This window comes from Thauera sp. WH-2, from assembly GCF_048321015.1.
GTDB lineage: Bacteria > Pseudomonadota > Gammaproteobacteria > Burkholderiales > Rhodocyclaceae > Thauera.
This window is the reverse complement of sequence record NZ_JBLWFG010000001.1, coordinates 233388-249252: the sequence shown is the minus strand read 5'-3', so window position 1 is coordinate 249252 and position 15865 is coordinate 233388. Positions and strand designations below refer to the sequence as shown.

The 15865-nt window shown below is 62.7% G+C and carries 15 protein-coding genes and 1 tRNA gene; 2 read left to right on the top strand and 14 right to left on the bottom strand.

All coding sequences use genetic code 11. From position 1 onward, the window contains the following. Positions 1-45 precede the first annotated feature (45 nt). Entirely contained in the window at positions 46-516 is a 471-nt protein-coding gene (locus ACNKW1_RS01265) for a hypothetical protein (protein ID WP_418362796.1), read from the top strand. Between the two features lie 243 nt (positions 517-759). Here the strand turns inward: ACNKW1_RS01265 and ACNKW1_RS01260 are convergent. From ACNKW1_RS01260 to ACNKW1_RS01235, 6 genes are all read right to left on the bottom strand, one after another. Further along, positions 760-849, bottom strand: a tRNA-Ser gene (locus tag ACNKW1_RS01260). 87 nt (positions 850-936) lie between these two features. Then, positions 937-1287 carry a carboxymuconolactone decarboxylase family protein gene (locus tag ACNKW1_RS01255; RefSeq protein ID WP_418362795.1) on the bottom strand — a complete coding sequence of 117 codons (351 nt, stop codon included), beginning with the start codon at positions 1285-1287 and terminating at the stop codon, positions 937-939. Between the two features lie 102 nt (positions 1288-1389). After that, positions 1390-2208, bottom strand: a complete 819-nt coding sequence (gene folE2 / locus ACNKW1_RS01250) for a GTP cyclohydrolase FolE2 (protein WP_418362794.1) — start codon at positions 2206-2208, stop codon at positions 1390-1392. Between the two features lie 99 nt (positions 2209-2307). Continuing rightward, positions 2308-4167: a 1-deoxy-D-xylulose-5-phosphate synthase gene (dxs, locus tag ACNKW1_RS01245; protein ID WP_418362793.1), complete on the bottom strand. Its 1860-nt coding sequence runs from the start codon at positions 4165-4167 to the stop codon at positions 2308-2310. A 54-nt stretch (positions 4168-4221) separates the two neighbouring features. Continuing rightward, positions 4222-5121, bottom strand: coding sequence for a polyprenyl synthetase family protein (locus tag ACNKW1_RS01240; RefSeq protein WP_418362792.1), 900 nt, complete (start codon positions 5119-5121; stop codon positions 4222-4224). Beyond that, complete coding sequence (locus ACNKW1_RS01235; RefSeq protein WP_418362791.1) at positions 5118-5375, bottom strand: exodeoxyribonuclease VII small subunit; 258 nt, start codon at positions 5373-5375, stop codon at positions 5118-5120. The genes ACNKW1_RS01240 and ACNKW1_RS01235 overlap by 4 nt, the downstream gene beginning before the upstream one ends. 126 nt (positions 5376-5501) lie before the next feature. Here ACNKW1_RS01235 and ACNKW1_RS01230 point away from each other — a divergent pair, with 126 nt between their 5' ends. Next, on the top strand, positions 5502-6608 hold the full coding sequence (locus tag ACNKW1_RS01230; protein WP_418362790.1) for an aromatic ring-hydroxylating oxygenase subunit alpha: 1107 nt from the start codon (positions 5502-5504) through the stop codon (positions 6606-6608). A gap of 42 nt (positions 6609-6650) precedes the next feature. Here ACNKW1_RS01230 and ACNKW1_RS01225 read toward each other — a convergent pair whose 3' ends face one another. From ACNKW1_RS01225 to ACNKW1_RS01190, 8 genes are all read right to left on the bottom strand, one after another. Beyond that, positions 6651-7115 carry a chemotaxis protein CheX gene (locus ACNKW1_RS01225; protein WP_418362789.1) on the bottom strand — a complete coding sequence of 155 codons (465 nt, stop codon included), beginning with the start codon at positions 7113-7115 and terminating at the stop codon, positions 6651-6653. 15 nt (positions 7116-7130) lie between these two features. After that, on the bottom strand, positions 7131-7496 hold the full coding sequence (locus ACNKW1_RS01220) for a response regulator transcription factor (RefSeq protein ID WP_418362788.1): 366 nt from the start codon (positions 7494-7496) through the stop codon (positions 7131-7133). Beyond that, positions 7497-9593 carry an ATP-binding protein gene (locus ACNKW1_RS01215; RefSeq protein WP_418362787.1) on the bottom strand — a complete coding sequence of 699 codons (2097 nt, stop codon included), beginning with the start codon at positions 9591-9593 and terminating at the stop codon, positions 7497-7499. A gap of 342 nt (positions 9594-9935) precedes the next feature. Then, entirely contained in the window at positions 9936-10874 is a 939-nt protein-coding gene (gene ispH, locus ACNKW1_RS01210) for a 4-hydroxy-3-methylbut-2-enyl diphosphate reductase (RefSeq protein ID WP_418362786.1), read from the bottom strand. Positions 10875-10901: 27 nt separating this feature from the next. After that, the gene (locus ACNKW1_RS01205; protein WP_418362785.1) at positions 10902-11330 is read right to left on the bottom strand and encodes an FKBP-type peptidyl-prolyl cis-trans isomerase; all 429 of its coding nucleotides are present in this window, start codon (positions 11328-11330) and stop codon (positions 10902-10904) included. Further along, positions 11327-11872 (bottom strand): signal peptidase II, encoded by a 546-nt coding sequence (gene lspA, locus ACNKW1_RS01200; protein WP_418362784.1) that lies wholly within the window; start codon positions 11870-11872, stop codon positions 11327-11329. Before lspA ends, ACNKW1_RS01205 begins: the two co-directional genes overlap by 4 nt. Further along, positions 11865-14681, bottom strand: a complete 2817-nt coding sequence (ileS, locus tag ACNKW1_RS01195; protein WP_418362783.1) for an isoleucine--tRNA ligase — start codon at positions 14679-14681, stop codon at positions 11865-11867. Before ileS ends, lspA begins: the two co-directional genes overlap by 8 nt. Positions 14682-14738: 57 nt before the next feature. Beyond that, the gene (locus ACNKW1_RS01190) at positions 14739-15677 is read right to left on the bottom strand and encodes a bifunctional riboflavin kinase/FAD synthetase (protein ID WP_418362782.1); all 939 of its coding nucleotides are present in this window, start codon (positions 15675-15677) and stop codon (positions 14739-14741) included. Between the last annotated feature and the right edge of the window lie 188 nt (positions 15678-15865).

The window sequence follows — 15865 nt, the reverse complement described above, 5'->3', positions numbered from 1 at the left end:
ATCGCTGCCATCGTGTGTAGGGATCTCGCCGGGCAGATCGAGCTCATGGAGATGCTGCGCCGCGAGGGGCGATCCTCTTCGCTGGTGCGCGACCGCATTGCCAGTGCAATGCGCGCGCAACTGAACCCTGAGATCGCCGCTTTGAAGGTGGAGATTCTCGCGGAGGCCGGAAGAAACCTGGAGATTGGAAAGGTCGTGCGTGATGCAGACTCCGTGATTCGCCATAGCCTTGCACTGGCGGTCGAGGAGGTACGGCGATCTGCAGGGTTTGACGATGATCCAGAAGGCATTGCTGCTCTGGTCGAAGTTCTGCTTACGATTTACAACGGCCTGTCGTTGCGGGTCATCCGAAACCCATCCCTGGACCCTGGGCCACTCATCGAACGAGCAGGCGTTCTCATTCACGATGCGCTCATGGGGAGCGTACAAGCGCCCGACTCTGCTGGTGGAGCCGGTAACGATGGCAGAGAACTCGACGACCAAGTGAAAGTCCTGTTGAAAGGCCAGTCGAATTGAAATGCCGACAGGGTGGTTTCCATCACCCTGTCGCTGAAGATGCATTGACCGGCACCCTCGCTGGCTGCGCCTGCCACCACCATCCGTGGCAGAAGGTGCTCCTCGGCGCGCTGCGGATGGCACAATCGGGCCGACGGTGCTTATTCCCACGCGGTGACAAAGCCCGATGGTTTTTCGAATGGCGGCTTGCCCAAAGCAAAAAACCCGCAAAGCCAATGGCAGTGCGGGTTTCAGCGTGTTGTCTGGCGGAGAGGGTGGGATTCGAACCCACGGTAGGCTTGCACCTACGCCTGATTTCGAGTCAGGTACATTCGACCACTCTGCCACCTCTCCGCTCGAAGCTCGACATTATAGTGTATTTCACTGAAAAGTGAACACGGGGTCACGCCTTTCTGCGTTCTCGGGCGTGTACTTGTGCGATCACTCGTCCTTCGGCAGCAACTGCTCGTAGGCGCGGACCGCGTCGGCCGCATACATCAGGGCCGGGCCGCCGCCCATGTAGGTGCAGACGCCAAGCGTTTCCATGATCTGCTCGCGGGTTGCGCCCAGCCGGATGAGCGCCTTGATGTGGAAGCCGATGCAGGCGTCGCAGCGCTGCGTGACTGCGATGGCTAGCGAGATCAACTCTTTCTGCAGCTCGCTCAATGCGCCGTCCTTCAGCGCGCTTTGCGCCATCGAACTGAAGCCCTGCATGGTCTGTGGAATCTCTTTGCGCAGGGTACCCAGGGCCTTGGAGACGTCGTTGGTGATCTGTAGGTACGACTTGGACATGAAGCGGATCCGGTAATTAAGAAACCGCTTATATTACGCATTCCCGTCGCCCTGCGCCATTGCGAAGGGTGATCACGCCATAAGTTTGACGTAAAGACCCGCTCAGGAAGCCAGCGATGCGCCGCGCTTGTCGTGCTCGATCAAAGCGTAGGCCGAGTGGTTGTGAATGGACTCGAAGTTCTCGGATTCGACGGTATAGGCGTCGATCCTCGGCTCGCGTGTGAGCTGTGCAGCCACGTCCCGCACCATATCCTCGACGAACTTCGGATTGTCGTAGGCGCGTTCGGTCACCCATTTTTCGTCCGGGCGCTTGAGCAGGCCGAAGAGTTCGCAGGAGGCCTGGGCCTCGACCAGCGCGATCATCTCCTCGATCCAGAGATGATCGTTGAGAACGGCTGTGACCGTGACGTGCGAGCGCTGGTTGTGCGCACCGTAGTCAGAGATCTTCCTCGAGCAGGGGCAGAGGCTGGTCACGGGCACGACCACCTGCATCGTGAATTCGTAGCGCCCACCTTCACAAATGCTGCCGGTAAAGCACACCTCGTAGTCCATCAGGCTCTGTACACCTGAAACCGGCGCCGTCTTGGTCACGAAATAGGGGAAGCGCATCTCAACATGACCGGTTTCCGCCTCGAGTCGCTCCACCATGGTGCGCAACATGGGCTCGAAATTCTCGACAGAGATCTCGCGCTCATTACCATTGAGCAACTCCACGAAGCGCGACATGTGCGTGCCCTTGAAGTTGTGCGGCAGTCCGACGTACATGTTGAAGCTAGCAACCGTATGCTGGACGCCGCCGGCCTTGTCTGCAACCTTGACCGGATGGCGGATCGACTTGATGCCGACCTTGTTGATTGCGATGCGGCGGCTGTCGGCGCTGCTCTGGACGTCCGCCATCAGGGGCTCGGAAGGGGAGTTCATACGTGTTCTCTGTCTTTTCGTAAGGTGTGGCGCTGCGGTCGTGGTGCAACATAATTGCAGATTCGACGCGATGTTAGCCTCCACACCCGGCCAACTCAACTATTGCGTCGATAGCGCATCACTGATGCTTGCGAGGATGCCGGCTTTGTCGAGGCCGACCGAAGCGAGGAGTTGCGCCTGATCGCCGTGATCGACGAACTGGTCTGGCAGGCCGAGGCGAAGAACGCGTGGTCGCTTCGGCAGCCGTTCGATTATGCGGGAAACCTCGGAGCCGGCCCCCCCGATGAGGGCGTTCTCCTCAAGCGTCACGACGAGATCGTGCGTAGCCGCCAGTTCGGTCACGAGCGCTTCATCGATTGGCTTGATGAAGCGCATGTTCGCAACCGTGGCGTCGATCTCCTCACCCACTTCGCAGGCCAGGTTAACCATGCTCCCGAAGGCCAGCAGGGCGACGTTGCGGCCATGGCGGCGCACTTCGCCCTTGCCAATTGGCAGGGCGCTCATCGTCTGCAGCGGTACCGTGCCGTTTCCGCTACCGCGCGGATAGCGCACGGCTGTCGGCCCCGGATGCTGCACGGCGGTGAAGAGCATCTGACGGCACTCGTTCTCGTCCGACGGCGCCATCACGACGAGGTTCGGAATGCAGGTCAGGAAGGAAAGATCGAAGGCTCCGTGATGGGTCGCTCCGTCCGCGCCGACGAGTCCGCCACGGTCGATGGCAAACACCACCTGAAGGTTCTGCAAAGCCACGTCGTGAATGAGCTGATCATAGGCACGCTGCAGAAAGGTAGAGTAGATCGCCACCACCGGCACGAACCCCTCGCAAGCCAGACCTGCTGCGAAGGTCACCGCATGCTGCTCCGCAATGCCGACGTCGAAATAGCGCTCCGGGAACTCCTCTGCAAAGCGGACCAAGCCCGACCCTTCGCGCATGGCCGGTGTGATGCCCACGATGCGCGGATCGCGCTTCGCGATGTCACAGAGCCAATCGCCGAAAACCTGCGTATAGGTGAGCTTTCCGGCCCCCTTGCCGGTCTGTATGCCTGCGACGTGATCGAACTTCGAGACTCCGTGGTAGAGCACCGGATCGGCCTCGGCCAGCTTGTAACCGTGTCCCTTGCGCGTGATCACGTGCAGGAACTGGGGCCCCCTGAGCTTCTTGATGTTCTGAAGAGTGGGGATCAATGCGTCGAGGTCGTGGCCGTCGATGGGGCCGTAGTAGTGAAAGCCGAACTCCTCGAACAGGGTGCCCGGCCCGATCATGCCCTTCGCGTATTCCTCGACCTTGCGCGCAAGTTCTGCCACCGGTGGTGCCATGCCGAGCACGCGTTCGCCCACGCGACGTGCGGTGTTGTAGGTCGAACCGGACATCATGCGGGCCAGGATCTTGGTAAGCGCCCCAACAGGCGGGGAGATCGACATCTCGTTATCGTTGAGGATCACGAGCAGGTTGATGTCTTCCATGTCCCCGGCGTTGTTCAGCGCCTCGAAAGCCATGCCGGCGGACATCGCACCGTCGCCGATGACGGCGATGGACCGACGCTCTTCCCTGCGCGCACGTGCGGCCACGGCCATGCCCAGTGCGGCGGAAATCGACGTAGACGAGTGCGCGGTGCCGAAGGTGTCGTATTCGCTTTCGCATCGACGCGGAAAGCCCGAGATGCCGCCCCAGTGACGCAGCCGGGACATGGCCTCGCGCCGCCCGGTGAGAACCTTGTGGCCGTAGGTCTGATGGCCGACATCCCAGACGATGCGGTCATCCGGGGTATTGAACACATGGTGCAGCGCAATCGTCAGCTCGACCGTGCCAAGGTTCGAGGAGAGGTGACCGCCGGTTTTGGATACCGACTCGATGAGGAAGGCGCGCAACTCGCTTGCAAGTGCGCCCAACTCACGACGGTCCATCTTGCGCAGGTCGGCCGGCGAGCCGATGCGTTCCAGATTGGGGTAGGGGGCCATGTCGAATCCGGCTTTCGGTTTGTTCGTTCTTTGACGTTCGCGGCGTACTGGCGTTCAGAAGGCCCGATGCACGACGTAGTCTGCGAGTTGCGCCAGGCGCAGGGCGCGGGGGCCAAAGCCCTGGAGCGAGGCCTTTGCCTCGGAAAGCATGTCCTCCGCGAGCCTGTGCGCCTCGGAAAGGCCAAGCAGGCTTACGTAGGTGGGCTTGTCGTTGTCCGCATCCTTGCCTGCAGTCTTGCCCAGCGTGGCAGTGTCGGCCACCGCATCCAGAATGTCATCGACCACCTGAAACAGCAGACCGACGATCTTAGCGTAGTGGTCGAGGCGCTCCAGGGCAGTGTCCTCAAGGGCGGGACCCGTGCGTGCGCCAAGCAACACCGCGGCGCGGATCAGCGCCCCGGTTTTGTGGACGTGCATGAACTCCAATTCTTCCCGACCGAGTTTTCTGCCTACCGAGGCCAGGTCGATCGCTTGCCCGCCCGCCATGCCGCGCGACCCGGATGCTGCGGCCAACTGGGCGAGCATCTCGAGCTGCACGTCTGGCGCTTGGGAGATGGGGCGCTCCGCAAGCACCTGGAAGGCCAGCGTTTGCAATGCATCCCCCACAAGCAGAGCGGTAGCCTCGTCGTACTCGACATGCACGGTCGGTTTGCCGCGGCGCAACACGTCGTCGTCCATACACGGCAGGTCGTCATGCACCAGCGAATAGGCGTGGATCAACTCAACGGCACAGGCCACCCGGTCAACGTCCTCAGGTGCCCCACCGGTGAGTTCGCCGGCCGCGTGGGCCAGCAGGGGACGCACCCGCTTGCCGCCCCCGAGCACTGCGTAGCGCATCGCTTCATGTAGCCGCCGCGGGGCGAGCGCGGGCGATGGCAGGGCCGACGCCAGGGCATGCTCGGTGCGGTGCTGAACTGCTGCCATCCAGTCAGCAAGCGTGGGCGCTGTGCTCATGACCCGGCCTCGGTCGAGGACTGACCACTGCTGTCAGGCGCAAAGGGCTGCAGCATGTCGCCTTCGAGAACCTTCACGCGCTGCTCCGCGTCTGAAAGCGTAGTCTGGCAGAAGCGCATCAGGTTCACGCCGCGCTGGTAGCTGGCGAGCGCATCCTCGAGCGAAAGCCTGCCGGACTCCATTTCCTGAACAATGGCTTCGAGTTCCGAAACCGCGACCTCGAACGTTTTTGGGGCGGACGCCGACTTTGGCATGGATCAATATCTGGCGCGGTAAAAGCGGGAAAATAACCGAATGCGGGTGTAGCGGTCAAACAGCGGCTGACTTACACTAACCTGTTTATTTTTCCGGATTTCTTGTCCGCAAGAGGAGGTTCGGGGATGTCCGACATCGCTCCCAAGGCACGGCTGGCCCAGGCGGTATCCCAACTGCCGGTTTCATGGTACTTCGACGAGAAGGTTTTCGAACTGGAGAAAAGGCTTCTCTTCGACGCCGGTCCGGGCTATGTCGGCCATGAGCTGATGGTGCCCGAGCCTGGCAATTACCGTTCGCTCGAGTGGCTGGACCACGCCAAATTGCTGTTTCGCACCGAGATGGGCGTACACCAGATGTCCAACGTCTGCCGCCATCGCCAGGCGATCATGCTGCAGGGCAGTGGTACGACCGAACATGTGGTCTGCCCGGTGCATCGCTGGACCTACGATCAGCAGGGGGCACTCATCGGTGCGCCGCATTTCGCTGAGAAGCCCTGCCTGGGTCTCAAGCGCGATGAACTCGAGTGCTGGAACGGCCTGCTGTTCAAGGGACCGCGCTCGCCCGCAACCGACCTTGCCGGAATGAAGGTGGCGCGAGCGCTGGATTTTTCCGGCTACAAGCTCGATAAGGTCGAGATCCACCAGTGCAACTACAACTGGAAGACCTTCATCGAGGTCTATCTGGAGGATTACCACGTCGTACCCTTCCACCCCGGCCTGGGTAACTTCGTGACCTGCGACGACCTAAGCTGGCAGTTCGGAGACTGGTACTCCGTCCAGCAGGTGGGCATCACATCGCTGGCGAGGCCTGGTTCGGAAACCTACGCAAGATGGCACAAGGCAGTGCTGGAATACTACGGCGAGAACAAGCCCGAGCACGGTGCGATCTGGCTTACCTATTACCCGAACATCATGGTGGAGTGGTATCCACACGTACTCGTCGTCAGCACCTTGATTCCGACCGATGTGGACAGGACGACGAACGTGGTCGAGTTCTACTACCCGGAAGACATCGTCGAGTTCGAGCGCGAGTTTGTCGAGGCAGAACAAGCGGCCTACATGGAGACGGCAGTCGAGGACGACGAGATCGGCGAACGCATGGACCGCGGACGGCTCGCCCTGTACAAGGCGGGGCGCAATGAGTTCGGCCCCTACCAGTCACCATTCGAGGACGGTATGCAGCACTTCCACGAGTTCTACCGCCGGATCATGGGGTCGCAGATCGAGGACTGATCCGACAACCAGGGCCCTGGCCGCACCGGGGCCCACCCACGCTCAGCAGCGTTCGACGTCGACCACTACGGTGGCCGTATGCCGCTTCCACTCGATATCGATGACGAAGGGGCGCGCTCGCACCGGAACCTGCAGCGTATCCACGCTACCGCGGAAAGTTACCGGCACCGAAATTTCCATTGCCTCGCCGAGCAACTTGCGGGCATTGCCAGCGAGGGTGTTGGCCACTTCGCCTACTGCATCGAGCAGGTTCAATTCACTGTGGTCGGGCTCCTGCATCGCGCTCAGCAACTGGCGCACGAGCGCGTGACCGGCCGTGAAGTACACTGCGCCGCGATATTCACCGGATACCGTGATGAGTCCGGTGTAATCGAGGGTGGGGAGCGTTTCGTTTCCCGAGGAAAGATAGGATGCGCGCACACTCGCGGCTTCCCCTGTAAGCGCGCGGAAGTACTGCGTCACCGCATCCACAAAAACCTTGATTTCGCTCTCGCTGATGTTCGGCATGAAGGTCTCGCAGGATTATTGAACGACTTGCGTCAGCCCGTTGATGAGTTGCTCGTCCGTGAACGGCTTGTGCAGAAAGCCATGCGCGCCACGTTTCAGCGCTTCGATCGCAGTGGCCTTATCGGAGAGCGCCGAGACGACAAGGATGATCAAGTCGGGATTGTCGCCCAGGATGCGAGGAATGCATTCGATTCCATCCATCTCGGGCATCGTCAGATCCATGGTCACCACGTCGGGCCGAAGTTCCTCGCAGACGCGAACCGCGTCTGCGCCGTTGCGGGCGAGGCCCACAATCTGCCAACTGGACAGCGAGCCGCTGCCGACCACCCGGGCGATACGGGAGCGGATCACGTTCGAGTCATCCACGATGAGCAGTCTCATTTAAGCGCCCTCCGGGCTAGGTGAACCCGCAAAGCGGATACTGAATTCGGTGAAATGCTTCGGCCGGGAGACCAGCTTCAGGCGCCCGCCCAGTGCGCGCACCCGTTCGGCCACCAGATCCAGTCCGACCCCGCGCCCCGCGTGCTCATCGACCGTCGCGGCAGTCGAAAAACCTGGCTCGAAGAGCTTGCCGTAAAGCTGGCGCTCGTCCATCCGCGCGATTTCGTCTTCGCTGCAGGCGCCCGAACGGCGGAGCGCGTCTCGGATCCTCTCTTGGTCTATCCCATGCCCGTCGTCGCGAAACACCAGTTCGTAACCTCCTTCTGAAGCCTTGCGGAGCCCAATGAAGACCTCGCCGGCGCTCGGCTTGTTCGCACGCTCACGCTCGGGTGCGGGCTCGATGCCGTGCACGATCGCATTGCGCAGCAACTGCAGTGCAATTTCGCGCACCTGCCTGAACAAGGGATCAGGCAGGTAGCTGATTCCGTCCAGGTCAGTGCGAACCCGCACCTTCTTCTTCTGTTCGGCAGCGATACGGTCAGCGAGCGACTCGATGCTCTGACGCAAGCCCTGTGTTGCATCCGGTTTCTTCGTGGGCGCATGGTCATCGCTGCGGTCTGAAACTGCAGCAAGCAGTTGCTTGACGGTATCGACCCGCTCCAGCATGAGGTCAAGATGCGGTGGCAGGCTGAGCAGATCCTCGCCCCCGATGCCCGTCTTGTCGCGCAGTTCGGCGAGCGTGTCCTCAAAGTCATGTGCGAGATTCTCGAACAAGCCCAAGCCCAGCGCGGCGGCATCGCCCTTGATTCCGTGGATGCTTCGGAACACAGCCGTAACCTGTCGGCGCAACTCTTTCTCGTTCTGTGCAGATTGCTGCAGGATCGCATTGACGTTATTGAGCGTCTGCTCCGTTTCATCGAGGAACCGCGTGAGGGAGTCCCGATCGGCCGACAAGGTCGCAAGGAGTGAGGCAATCTCGCTTCGTGCACCACGTCTGGCCTCATCAAGTTCACGCGTCAGACGCACCTGTTCGGTCACGTCGATCACGGTGACCAGGAGGTTTTCGACTTCGTTATCGCGCTTCACGCGGTTGAATGCGAGCGTGAGATAGCGGGGGCTTCTGGATGCACCTGATGTGAAGACCTCAATTTGCTGCAGCGGATTCAACTCCCGTACGAGTTCCTCCTTCACACGTTTCCCGAACAGCAGCCCGATGTAGTCTCGGGCGGAGGCGAAGATCTCCGGCGAAACCATTTTCTCGAGCAGGGGCATGAACTCTGCGCCGCGCTCGATCGTCCGCCCCATGATCGCGGGCAGTGCCGAAGACATCTGGGAGCCGATCCGGCCATCCTTGTCGAGCAGGAAAAGACCTTCGTTCACCGTCGCCAGTATGCGTTCGGTTTCCTCGCGTGCGGTCTCGGCAACCGCATCGCTCGCACGCAGGCTGCGGACGAAATTGAGCAGGATGAAGAAGAAGTTGCCGAGCGCGAGCACGATCACGGCGATCTGTATCCAGCGCAGCATGGCCGCCTGGCGCTGCGCGTTCCCTTCGAGTTCCGCGGTTAGCTTGTTCATCAGCCCCAGCAGCGTAGCGCTGTTCGTGCGCGCATACTCGACCGCCTTGTCAATGTCGGTCAGCGTTGCCTGGGGCCCCAGCGCTGCTGCGATTGCGGCGAGATAGGGGTGCCACAGTCTCGTCGAATCAGAAAGCAGGCTCCGTTCTGCTTCGCGCTCAAGCGCATCGACGCGAACCAGTTCACCGATCGGCCCGATTACGCTCCCGCCTGTCGAAAAAGCCTGCAAGGTTCCGTCGAACAACTCCGTGGCCTGTTTCAGCTCTGCGAGCGCGGGCTTCGGGTCGCTACCGGTCTGCAGTTCATCACGGACGATGAACAGCGATTTTGCGACCTGCTGCGACAACATTCGCTGGCGACCGGAGATGTTGATCAGCATCGCATCGCCCTCAATCCGGGACGACACGTAGAAATTCATGATCAGCGCGGTGAGGTCCAGCACCAGAAAGAACCCGACCGCCAGGATGATGCCTCGGTATTTATCCCCGAAGCGTTCGCGCTTGCGCGTTGCCACTGCTTGCATGACCGAGTTCCCCTTCAGCTTGGCGAATCGTGGAGGGCAACGCTAGCCATCGCAATGGTCGCCGTACCCTGATGGCGGGCGATCAGATCACGTAAGGGTCAGGTGCGGATTTGATAAGTGTCAAATGCTGATGCTCTCCGCATGCACAGTGAGGAATAAATCACGGAAGCGATGAAAAGAGCATAAATTGCTCGAGGGTTGCAAGAAAATCCGCTTATCCCTCTGTGCGGGCAGAGGTCCTTTGAGCGAGCGCTTTGGCCTGGGTGGGGCACGACCCGAACCGCTCCGATGGGCCGGAGATTCAGGTGAACGGCGTGGCGGTTACGGGCTTCCGGACACCGTTCAGTGCGGATCCTGCAGTTCCTTCGGGAGCGGGAAGGTGACCCGTTCAGGAACGCCGTCCAGGTTCTGCACCGAAGCACCGCTGAGTTCCTTCAGGCGTGCGATCACCTCATCGACCAGCACTTCCGGTGCGGATGCGCCCGCAGTGACACCGATGCGACGTCTGCCGGCCACCCATGCGGGGTCGATCCCCGCAGCGTTGTCGACCAGATGGGCAGGCACGCCCCGCAGCTCTGCCACTTCACGCAGGCGATTGGAGTTGGAGCTGTTCTTCGAGCCGACGACGAAGACCACGTCCGCGTATGGGGTCATGAACTTGACCGCATCCTGGCGGTTCTGGGTGGCATAGCAGATGTCGTCCTTCTTCGGGCCGACGATGCTCGGAAACCGCGCACGCAGCGCGCTGACAATGGCTGCCGCGTCGTCCACCGACAGGGTGGTCTGGGTGACGTAGGCCAACTGGTCGGGATCCGCGACCTCGAGACCCGCCACGTCCTCCGGTTTCTCGACCAGATGGATCCCGCCCTGCGCCTGACCCATGGTGCCCTCGACCTCGGGGTGCCCCTTGTGCCCGATCATGACGATCTCCTTGCCCTGCTCGCGCATGCGTGCCACTTCGATGTGCACCTTGGTGACCAACGGGCAGGTCGCGTCAAAAACGCGCAGGCCGCGCCGCTCGGCTTCCTCCCGTACCGCGAGCGACACGCCGTGGGCGGAAAAGATCACCGTGTTGCCGGCAGGCACTTCATCGAGCTCGTCGATGAAGACGGCACCCTTGCTGCGCAAGTCGTCCACGACGAACTTGTTGTGCACGACCTCGTGGCGCACATAAATCGGTGCTCCGAAGCGCTGCAGTGCACGCTCGACGATCTCGATCGCGCGTTCGACGCCCGCGCAAAAGCCGCGCGGGTTGGCGAGCAGGATTTCCTTGTCGTTCATTCTTTCGTCTCTGTGGGGCCGGTGCGTTCAGGAGATGCCGATGACCTGCACCTCGAAATGGATCGACTTGCCTGCAAGCGGATGGTTGAAATCGATCAGTGCCGATCTGTCATCAATCTCGCGCACCAGACCCGAATAGCGTGAACCGTCGGGAGCGGCAAACTCCATGATGCTCATCGGCTGGATCTCCTCATCGGGCATGTGCTCGCGCTTGACACGCTCGACGAGGTCCTCGCGATAGGGGCCGAAGGCGTTCTCGGGATCCAGCTCGAACACGTGATGGGTGCCCGGCAGCAAGCCGACGAGCAGCTTCTCCATCGCAGGAAGCATCTCCCCTGCGCCCAGTTGCAGCGTTGCGGGGGTGGCGTTGAAGGTGCTGATCAGCGGCTGGCCGCTCGGCAGCGAGATGCGGTAATGCAGGGTGACGAGGCTGTTGGCCTGGATCGCTTCGCTCAAGATGGTGCTCCCGATCGGGGCTGCTCGTCGCCGCTGGAGCCGAAGAACTGGCCCCACAGCATCAGCACGACGCCCACGGTAATGGCCGAGTCGGCCAGGTTGAACGCCGGCCAACTCCAGCCGGCGTAGTGGAAATGCAGGAAGTCGACGACCGCGCCATGCACCAGGCGGTCGTACACATTGCCGAGCGCGCCCCCGATGATGAGCGCGAAGGCCGCCGGCAGCAGCCTCTCGTGGCGGTGATGGTGCATCAGCGTCAGCAGCCAACCGCTGACCGCGAGCGCCAACACGGTGAAGAACCAGCGCTGCCAGCCGCTATGCTCGGCGAGGAAGCTGAATGCCGCGCCGGTGTTGAATACCAACACGAGGTCAAAGAAGCCGGTGACCGGGATCACTTGGCCGTAGTGCAGGTTCGCCAGCACCAGTTGCTTGGTGAACTGATCGAGTACGCCGACCACCAAGGCGAGGATAAGCCAGGGCAGCATCAACGACAGCGCACTGCGCGGCGCAGGAGAGCGCATCGTGGCCACTGCCTCAGGCATGAAGGCGTGTTTCGCCGCTGCCGAACAGATTGCTCACGCAGCGCCCGCACAGCGTGGGATGCTCGGCGTCGCCGCCTACCGACTCGACGTAGTGCCAACAGCGCTCGCACTTCTTCGCCGCGCTGGGCGTTGCGATGATGCGCTCCTCTTCGGCGCTGGCGACTGCGGTGAGGGTGGCCGAGGACGTCATGGTAACGAAGCGCAGATCCTCGCCCAGGCTCGCCAGAGCAGCGAACTTGTCGGCGGTAAGCGCAAGCTCCAGCTCTGCCTGCAGCGAGGCGCCGACCTTGCCTTCGGTGCGCAGCGCCTCGATCACCTTCAGGCCTTCGCTACGCACCGCTCGGATGGTCTCCCAGCGCGCGATCAGGCCGGCCTCGCCTTCCTGTGCGGGCAGGGCGTGGAAGGTGTGCAGCATCACGCTGTCGGCTTCCTCGCCGGCTTTCGCCGGGTTGAGGATGGCCCAGGCTTCCTCTGCGGTGAAGGACAGGATCGGCGCCATCAGCTTGAGCAGCGTCTGGGTGATGTGCCACAGCGCCGTTTGCGCGGCACGGCGCGGCAGGCTGCCGGCAGCCGTGGTGTACAGGCGGTCCTTCAGGATGTCGAGATAGAAGGCGCCGAGGTCCTCGGCGCAGAACACCTGCAGCGCCTGCACGATGCGGTGGAACTCCATCTTCGCGTAGTCGGCCTCGGCCTGCTGCGCCATCTGGCGGGTGAAGGCGAGCGCGTAGCGGTCGAGGTCCATCCACTGCTCGAGCGGCACCGCGTCCCGGGCGATGTCGAAGTCTGCGGTGTTGGCGAGCAGGAAGCGCAGGGTGTTGCGGATGCGGCGATAGACCTCGACCACGCGGTCAAGGATCTCCTTGGAGATCGAAAGCTCGCCCGAGTAGTCGGTCGAGGCCACCCACAGGCGCAGGATTTCGGCGCCGAGCTTGCTGGTGACCTCCTGCGGCACGACCACGTTGCCGAGCGACTTGCTCATCTTGCGTCCGGCCCCGTCGACAGCGAAGCCGTGGGTGAGCAGGCTGCGGTAGGGGGCGTGGCCGTCGATCGCGCAGCCGGTGAGCAGCGAGGAGTGGAACCAGCCACGGTGCTGGTCCGAGCCCTCAAGGTACATGTCGGCGCGCGGGCCTTCGGGGTGGCCGTCGTTGTGCGAGCCGCGCAGCACGTGCTTGTGGGTGGTGCCGGAGTCGAACCAGACGTCGAGGGTATCGCTGATCTTGTCGTACTGGTTGGCCTCGGTACCGAGCAGTTCCGCTCCGTCGAGCTTGAACCAGGCCTCGATGCCTTCCTTCTCCACGCGCAGCGCGACTTCTTCCATCAGCTCGACCGTGCGCGGATGCAGCTCGCCGGTTTCCTTGTGCAGGAAGAAGGGGATCGGCACGCCCCAGTTGCGCTGGCGCGAGATGCACCAGTCGGGGCGGTTGGCAATCATCGCGTGCAGGCGCGCCTGACCCCAGCCGGGGTAGAACTTGGTCGCCTCCACCGCGCGCAGCGCGCGCTCGCGCAGGGTGGATCCGTCGGCGGCGTTGCGGTCCATGCCGACGAACCACTGCGCGGTGGCGCGGTAGACCAGCGGGGTCTTGTGGCGCCAGCAGTGCATGTAGCTGTGGGTGATCTTACCGTGCGAGAGCAGGGCGCCGACCTCGGCGAGCTTGTCGACGATGACCGGGTTGGCCTTCCAGATGCTCATGCCGCCGAAGAAGGGCAGGTCGGGCACGTACTCGCCGCCGCCCATCACCAGGGACAGGATCTCGTCGTTGCTGCGGCCGTAGGCGCGCCACGAGTTGAAGTCGTCCACGCCGTGTGCAGGGGACGAGTGCACGATGCCGGTGCCGGCGTCGATGCCGACGTATTCGGCCAGATACACCGGCGAGACGCGATCGAAGAAGGGGTGGCGGAACTCGATGAGCTCGAGCGCCGCGCCCTTGGTTGTGGCGACGATCGTGCCTTCGAGCTGGAAGCGCTGCAGGGCGGATTCGACAAGTTCTTTCGCGAGCACGAGCAGGCGGTCACCGGTATCGACCAGCGCATAGTCGAACTCGGGGTGAGCGTTGAGCGCCTGGTTGGCGGGGATGGTCCACGGCGTCGTGGTCCAGATCACCGCCGCGGCGGGTTTGTCGAGCTTCATCAGGCCGAAGGCGGCGGCGAGCTTGTCTGCGTGCCCGGAAGAGACCGGAAACGCGACGTCGATCGTCGGCGACGGCTTGTCGGCGTACTCGACCTCTGCCTCGGCGAGCGCCGAGCCGCAGTCGAAGCACCAATTCACCGGCTTCAGGCCCTTGAACACATAGCCGTTCTTCGTCATCTCGGCCAGCGCGCGGATCTCGTTGGCCTCGTTGGCGAAGTCCATCGTGCGGTAGGGGTTGTCCCAGTCGCCGAGCACCCCCAGGCGGATGAAGTCGGCCTTCTGGATCTCGATCTGCTCGGCGGCGTAGGCGCGGCACAGCTCGCGCACCTTGTCCGCGGGCAGGTTCTTGCCGTGAGTGACCTCGACCTTGTGCTCGATCGGCAGGCCGTGGCAGTCCCAGCCCGGCACGTAGGGCGCATCGAAGCCGGCGAGCGTCTTCGAGCGCACGATGATGTCCTTGAGGATCTTGTTGAGCGCGTGGCCGATGTGCAGGCTGCCGTTGGCGTAGGGCGGGCCGTCGTGGAGCACGAACTTGGGCCGGCCGGCGCTGGCCTTGCGGATGCGCTGGTAGAGCTTCTTCTGCTGCCAGTCGGCGATCCAGTTCGGCTCGCGCTTGGGCAGGTCGCCGCGCATCGGGAAGGGGGTGTCGGGCAGGTTAAGCGTCTTGCGGTAGTCGGCCATGGCGAATTCGGGAGTCGGTTGAGTCGGTACGATTCAGGTGGGCGGGCCTGCGCGGGATCAGGCGATGTCAGTTGTCGCCGCGAACCAGTCGCGCGCGGACAGCGCGTCGCGCGCGATCTGCGCGCGCAAGGCGTCGAGCGATTCGAACTTGCGTTCTTCGCGCAGCTTGTGCAGGAAATGCACGCGTATATGCGCACCGTAGCAGTTCTGGGTCCAGTCGAAGAGGTGGACTTCGAGCCGCGCGCGACCACGTGCGGTGGCCGTCGGGCGAACGCCGACGTTCGCGACGCCGTGTATGCGCCCCTCGACCAGGCCTTCGACGCTGACCGCATATACGCCGGTCAGGGCCGGACGGCGGTGCTTCATCTGCAGGTTGGCGGTTGGAAACCCCAGCTGCCGCCCGACCTTGTCACCGTGGCTGACACGGCCCGCGATGCTGTACGGACGCCCGAGCAGTCGCGCAGCGCGATCGAGTTCTGCCGCGCACAAGGCGGCGCGGACAGCTGAACTGGAGACGCGCTCGCCTTCGACTTCGAGTGTCGGCATCGCCTCGACGCCGAAGCCTTGAGTACGGCCCGCTTCGCACAGCATGGCAAAGTCGCCCTGACGGCGCGCACCGAAGCGGAAGTCATCCCCTACGAAGAGGTGGCGCACGCCGAGTCCGCGCACAAGCGTGTCGCGAACGAAGCTCTCGGCGCTCTGCGCAGCTCGCTGGGCGTTGAACCGACAGATATGCACCCGATCCACGCCAGCGCTGGTCAGCAGCAGCAGCTTTTCACGCAGGGAGGCGAGGCGGGCAGGGGCGTCGTCAGGACTGAAGAACTCGCGCGGGTGCGGCTCGAAGGTGAGCACCACCGCCGGCAGGCCGAGCTCGCGGGCCTTTCCGGTCAGCAGCGAGAGCAGTGCCTGGTGGCCGAGATGCACGCCATCGAAATTGCCGATGGTAAGCACCGCCGCCGTGTCGGCGCGCTCGGGAATCCCGCGATGAACCTGCATAAGCGCCTGTTAAAAAGGCGCAATTATAACGGCAAAGGGCTGACCTGCGGGCTGGTCGCCGTGCAGGTTTGGATGGGCTGTGGGTTGGCAAGTACGGGGAGCCCGTGTAGCGCGTCGCGGGTGTCGGCTGCGAAACGCGCGGATGGGCGTGCGGATTCGTTTCCCAGGCATTGGGTTAGAATCCCGCC

What these genes read in the sequence shown, in the direction of transcription:
- ACNKW1_RS01265 (WP_418362796.1), top strand. Translation starts at nt 46, where the DNA reads ATGGAGATGCTGCGCCGCGAGGGGCGATCCTCTTCGCTGGTGCGCGAC.
- ACNKW1_RS01255 (WP_418362795.1), bottom strand. Translation starts at nt 1,287, where the DNA reads ATGTCCAAGTCGTACCTACAGATCACCAACGACGTCTCCAAGGCCCTG.
- folE2 (WP_418362794.1), bottom strand. Translation starts at nt 2,208, where the DNA reads ATGAACTCCCCTTCCGAGCCCCTGATGGCGGACGTCCAGAGCAGCGCC.
- dxs (WP_418362793.1), bottom strand. Translation starts at nt 4,167, where the DNA reads ATGGCCCCCTACCCCAATCTGGAACGCATCGGCTCGCCGGCCGACCTG.
- ACNKW1_RS01240 (WP_418362792.1), bottom strand. Translation starts at nt 5,121, where the DNA reads ATGAGCACAGCGCCCACGCTTGCTGACTGGATGGCAGCAGTTCAGCAC.
- ACNKW1_RS01235 (WP_418362791.1), bottom strand. Translation starts at nt 5,375, where the DNA reads ATGCCAAAGTCGGCGTCCGCCCCAAAAACGTTCGAGGTCGCGGTTTCG.
- ACNKW1_RS01230 (WP_418362790.1), top strand. Translation starts at nt 5,502, where the DNA reads ATGTCCGACATCGCTCCCAAGGCACGGCTGGCCCAGGCGGTATCCCAA.
- ACNKW1_RS01225 (WP_418362789.1), bottom strand. Translation starts at nt 7,115, where the DNA reads ATGCCGAACATCAGCGAGAGCGAAATCAAGGTTTTTGTGGATGCGGTG.
- ACNKW1_RS01220 (WP_418362788.1), bottom strand. Translation starts at nt 7,496, where the DNA reads ATGAGACTGCTCATCGTGGATGACTCGAACGTGATCCGCTCCCGTATC.
- ACNKW1_RS01215 (WP_418362787.1), bottom strand. Translation starts at nt 9,593, where the DNA reads ATGCAAGCAGTGGCAACGCGCAAGCGCGAACGCTTCGGGGATAAATAC.
- ispH (WP_418362786.1), bottom strand. Translation starts at nt 10,874, where the DNA reads ATGAACGACAAGGAAATCCTGCTCGCCAACCCGCGCGGCTTTTGCGCG.
- lspA (WP_418362784.1), bottom strand. Translation starts at nt 11,872, where the DNA reads ATGCCTGAGGCAGTGGCCACGATGCGCTCTCCTGCGCCGCGCAGTGCG.
- ileS (WP_418362783.1), bottom strand. Translation starts at nt 14,681, where the DNA reads ATGGCCGACTACCGCAAGACGCTTAACCTGCCCGACACCCCCTTCCCG.
- ACNKW1_RS01190 (WP_418362782.1), bottom strand. Translation starts at nt 15,677, where the DNA reads ATGCAGGTTCATCGCGGGATTCCCGAGCGCGCCGACACGGCGGCGGTG.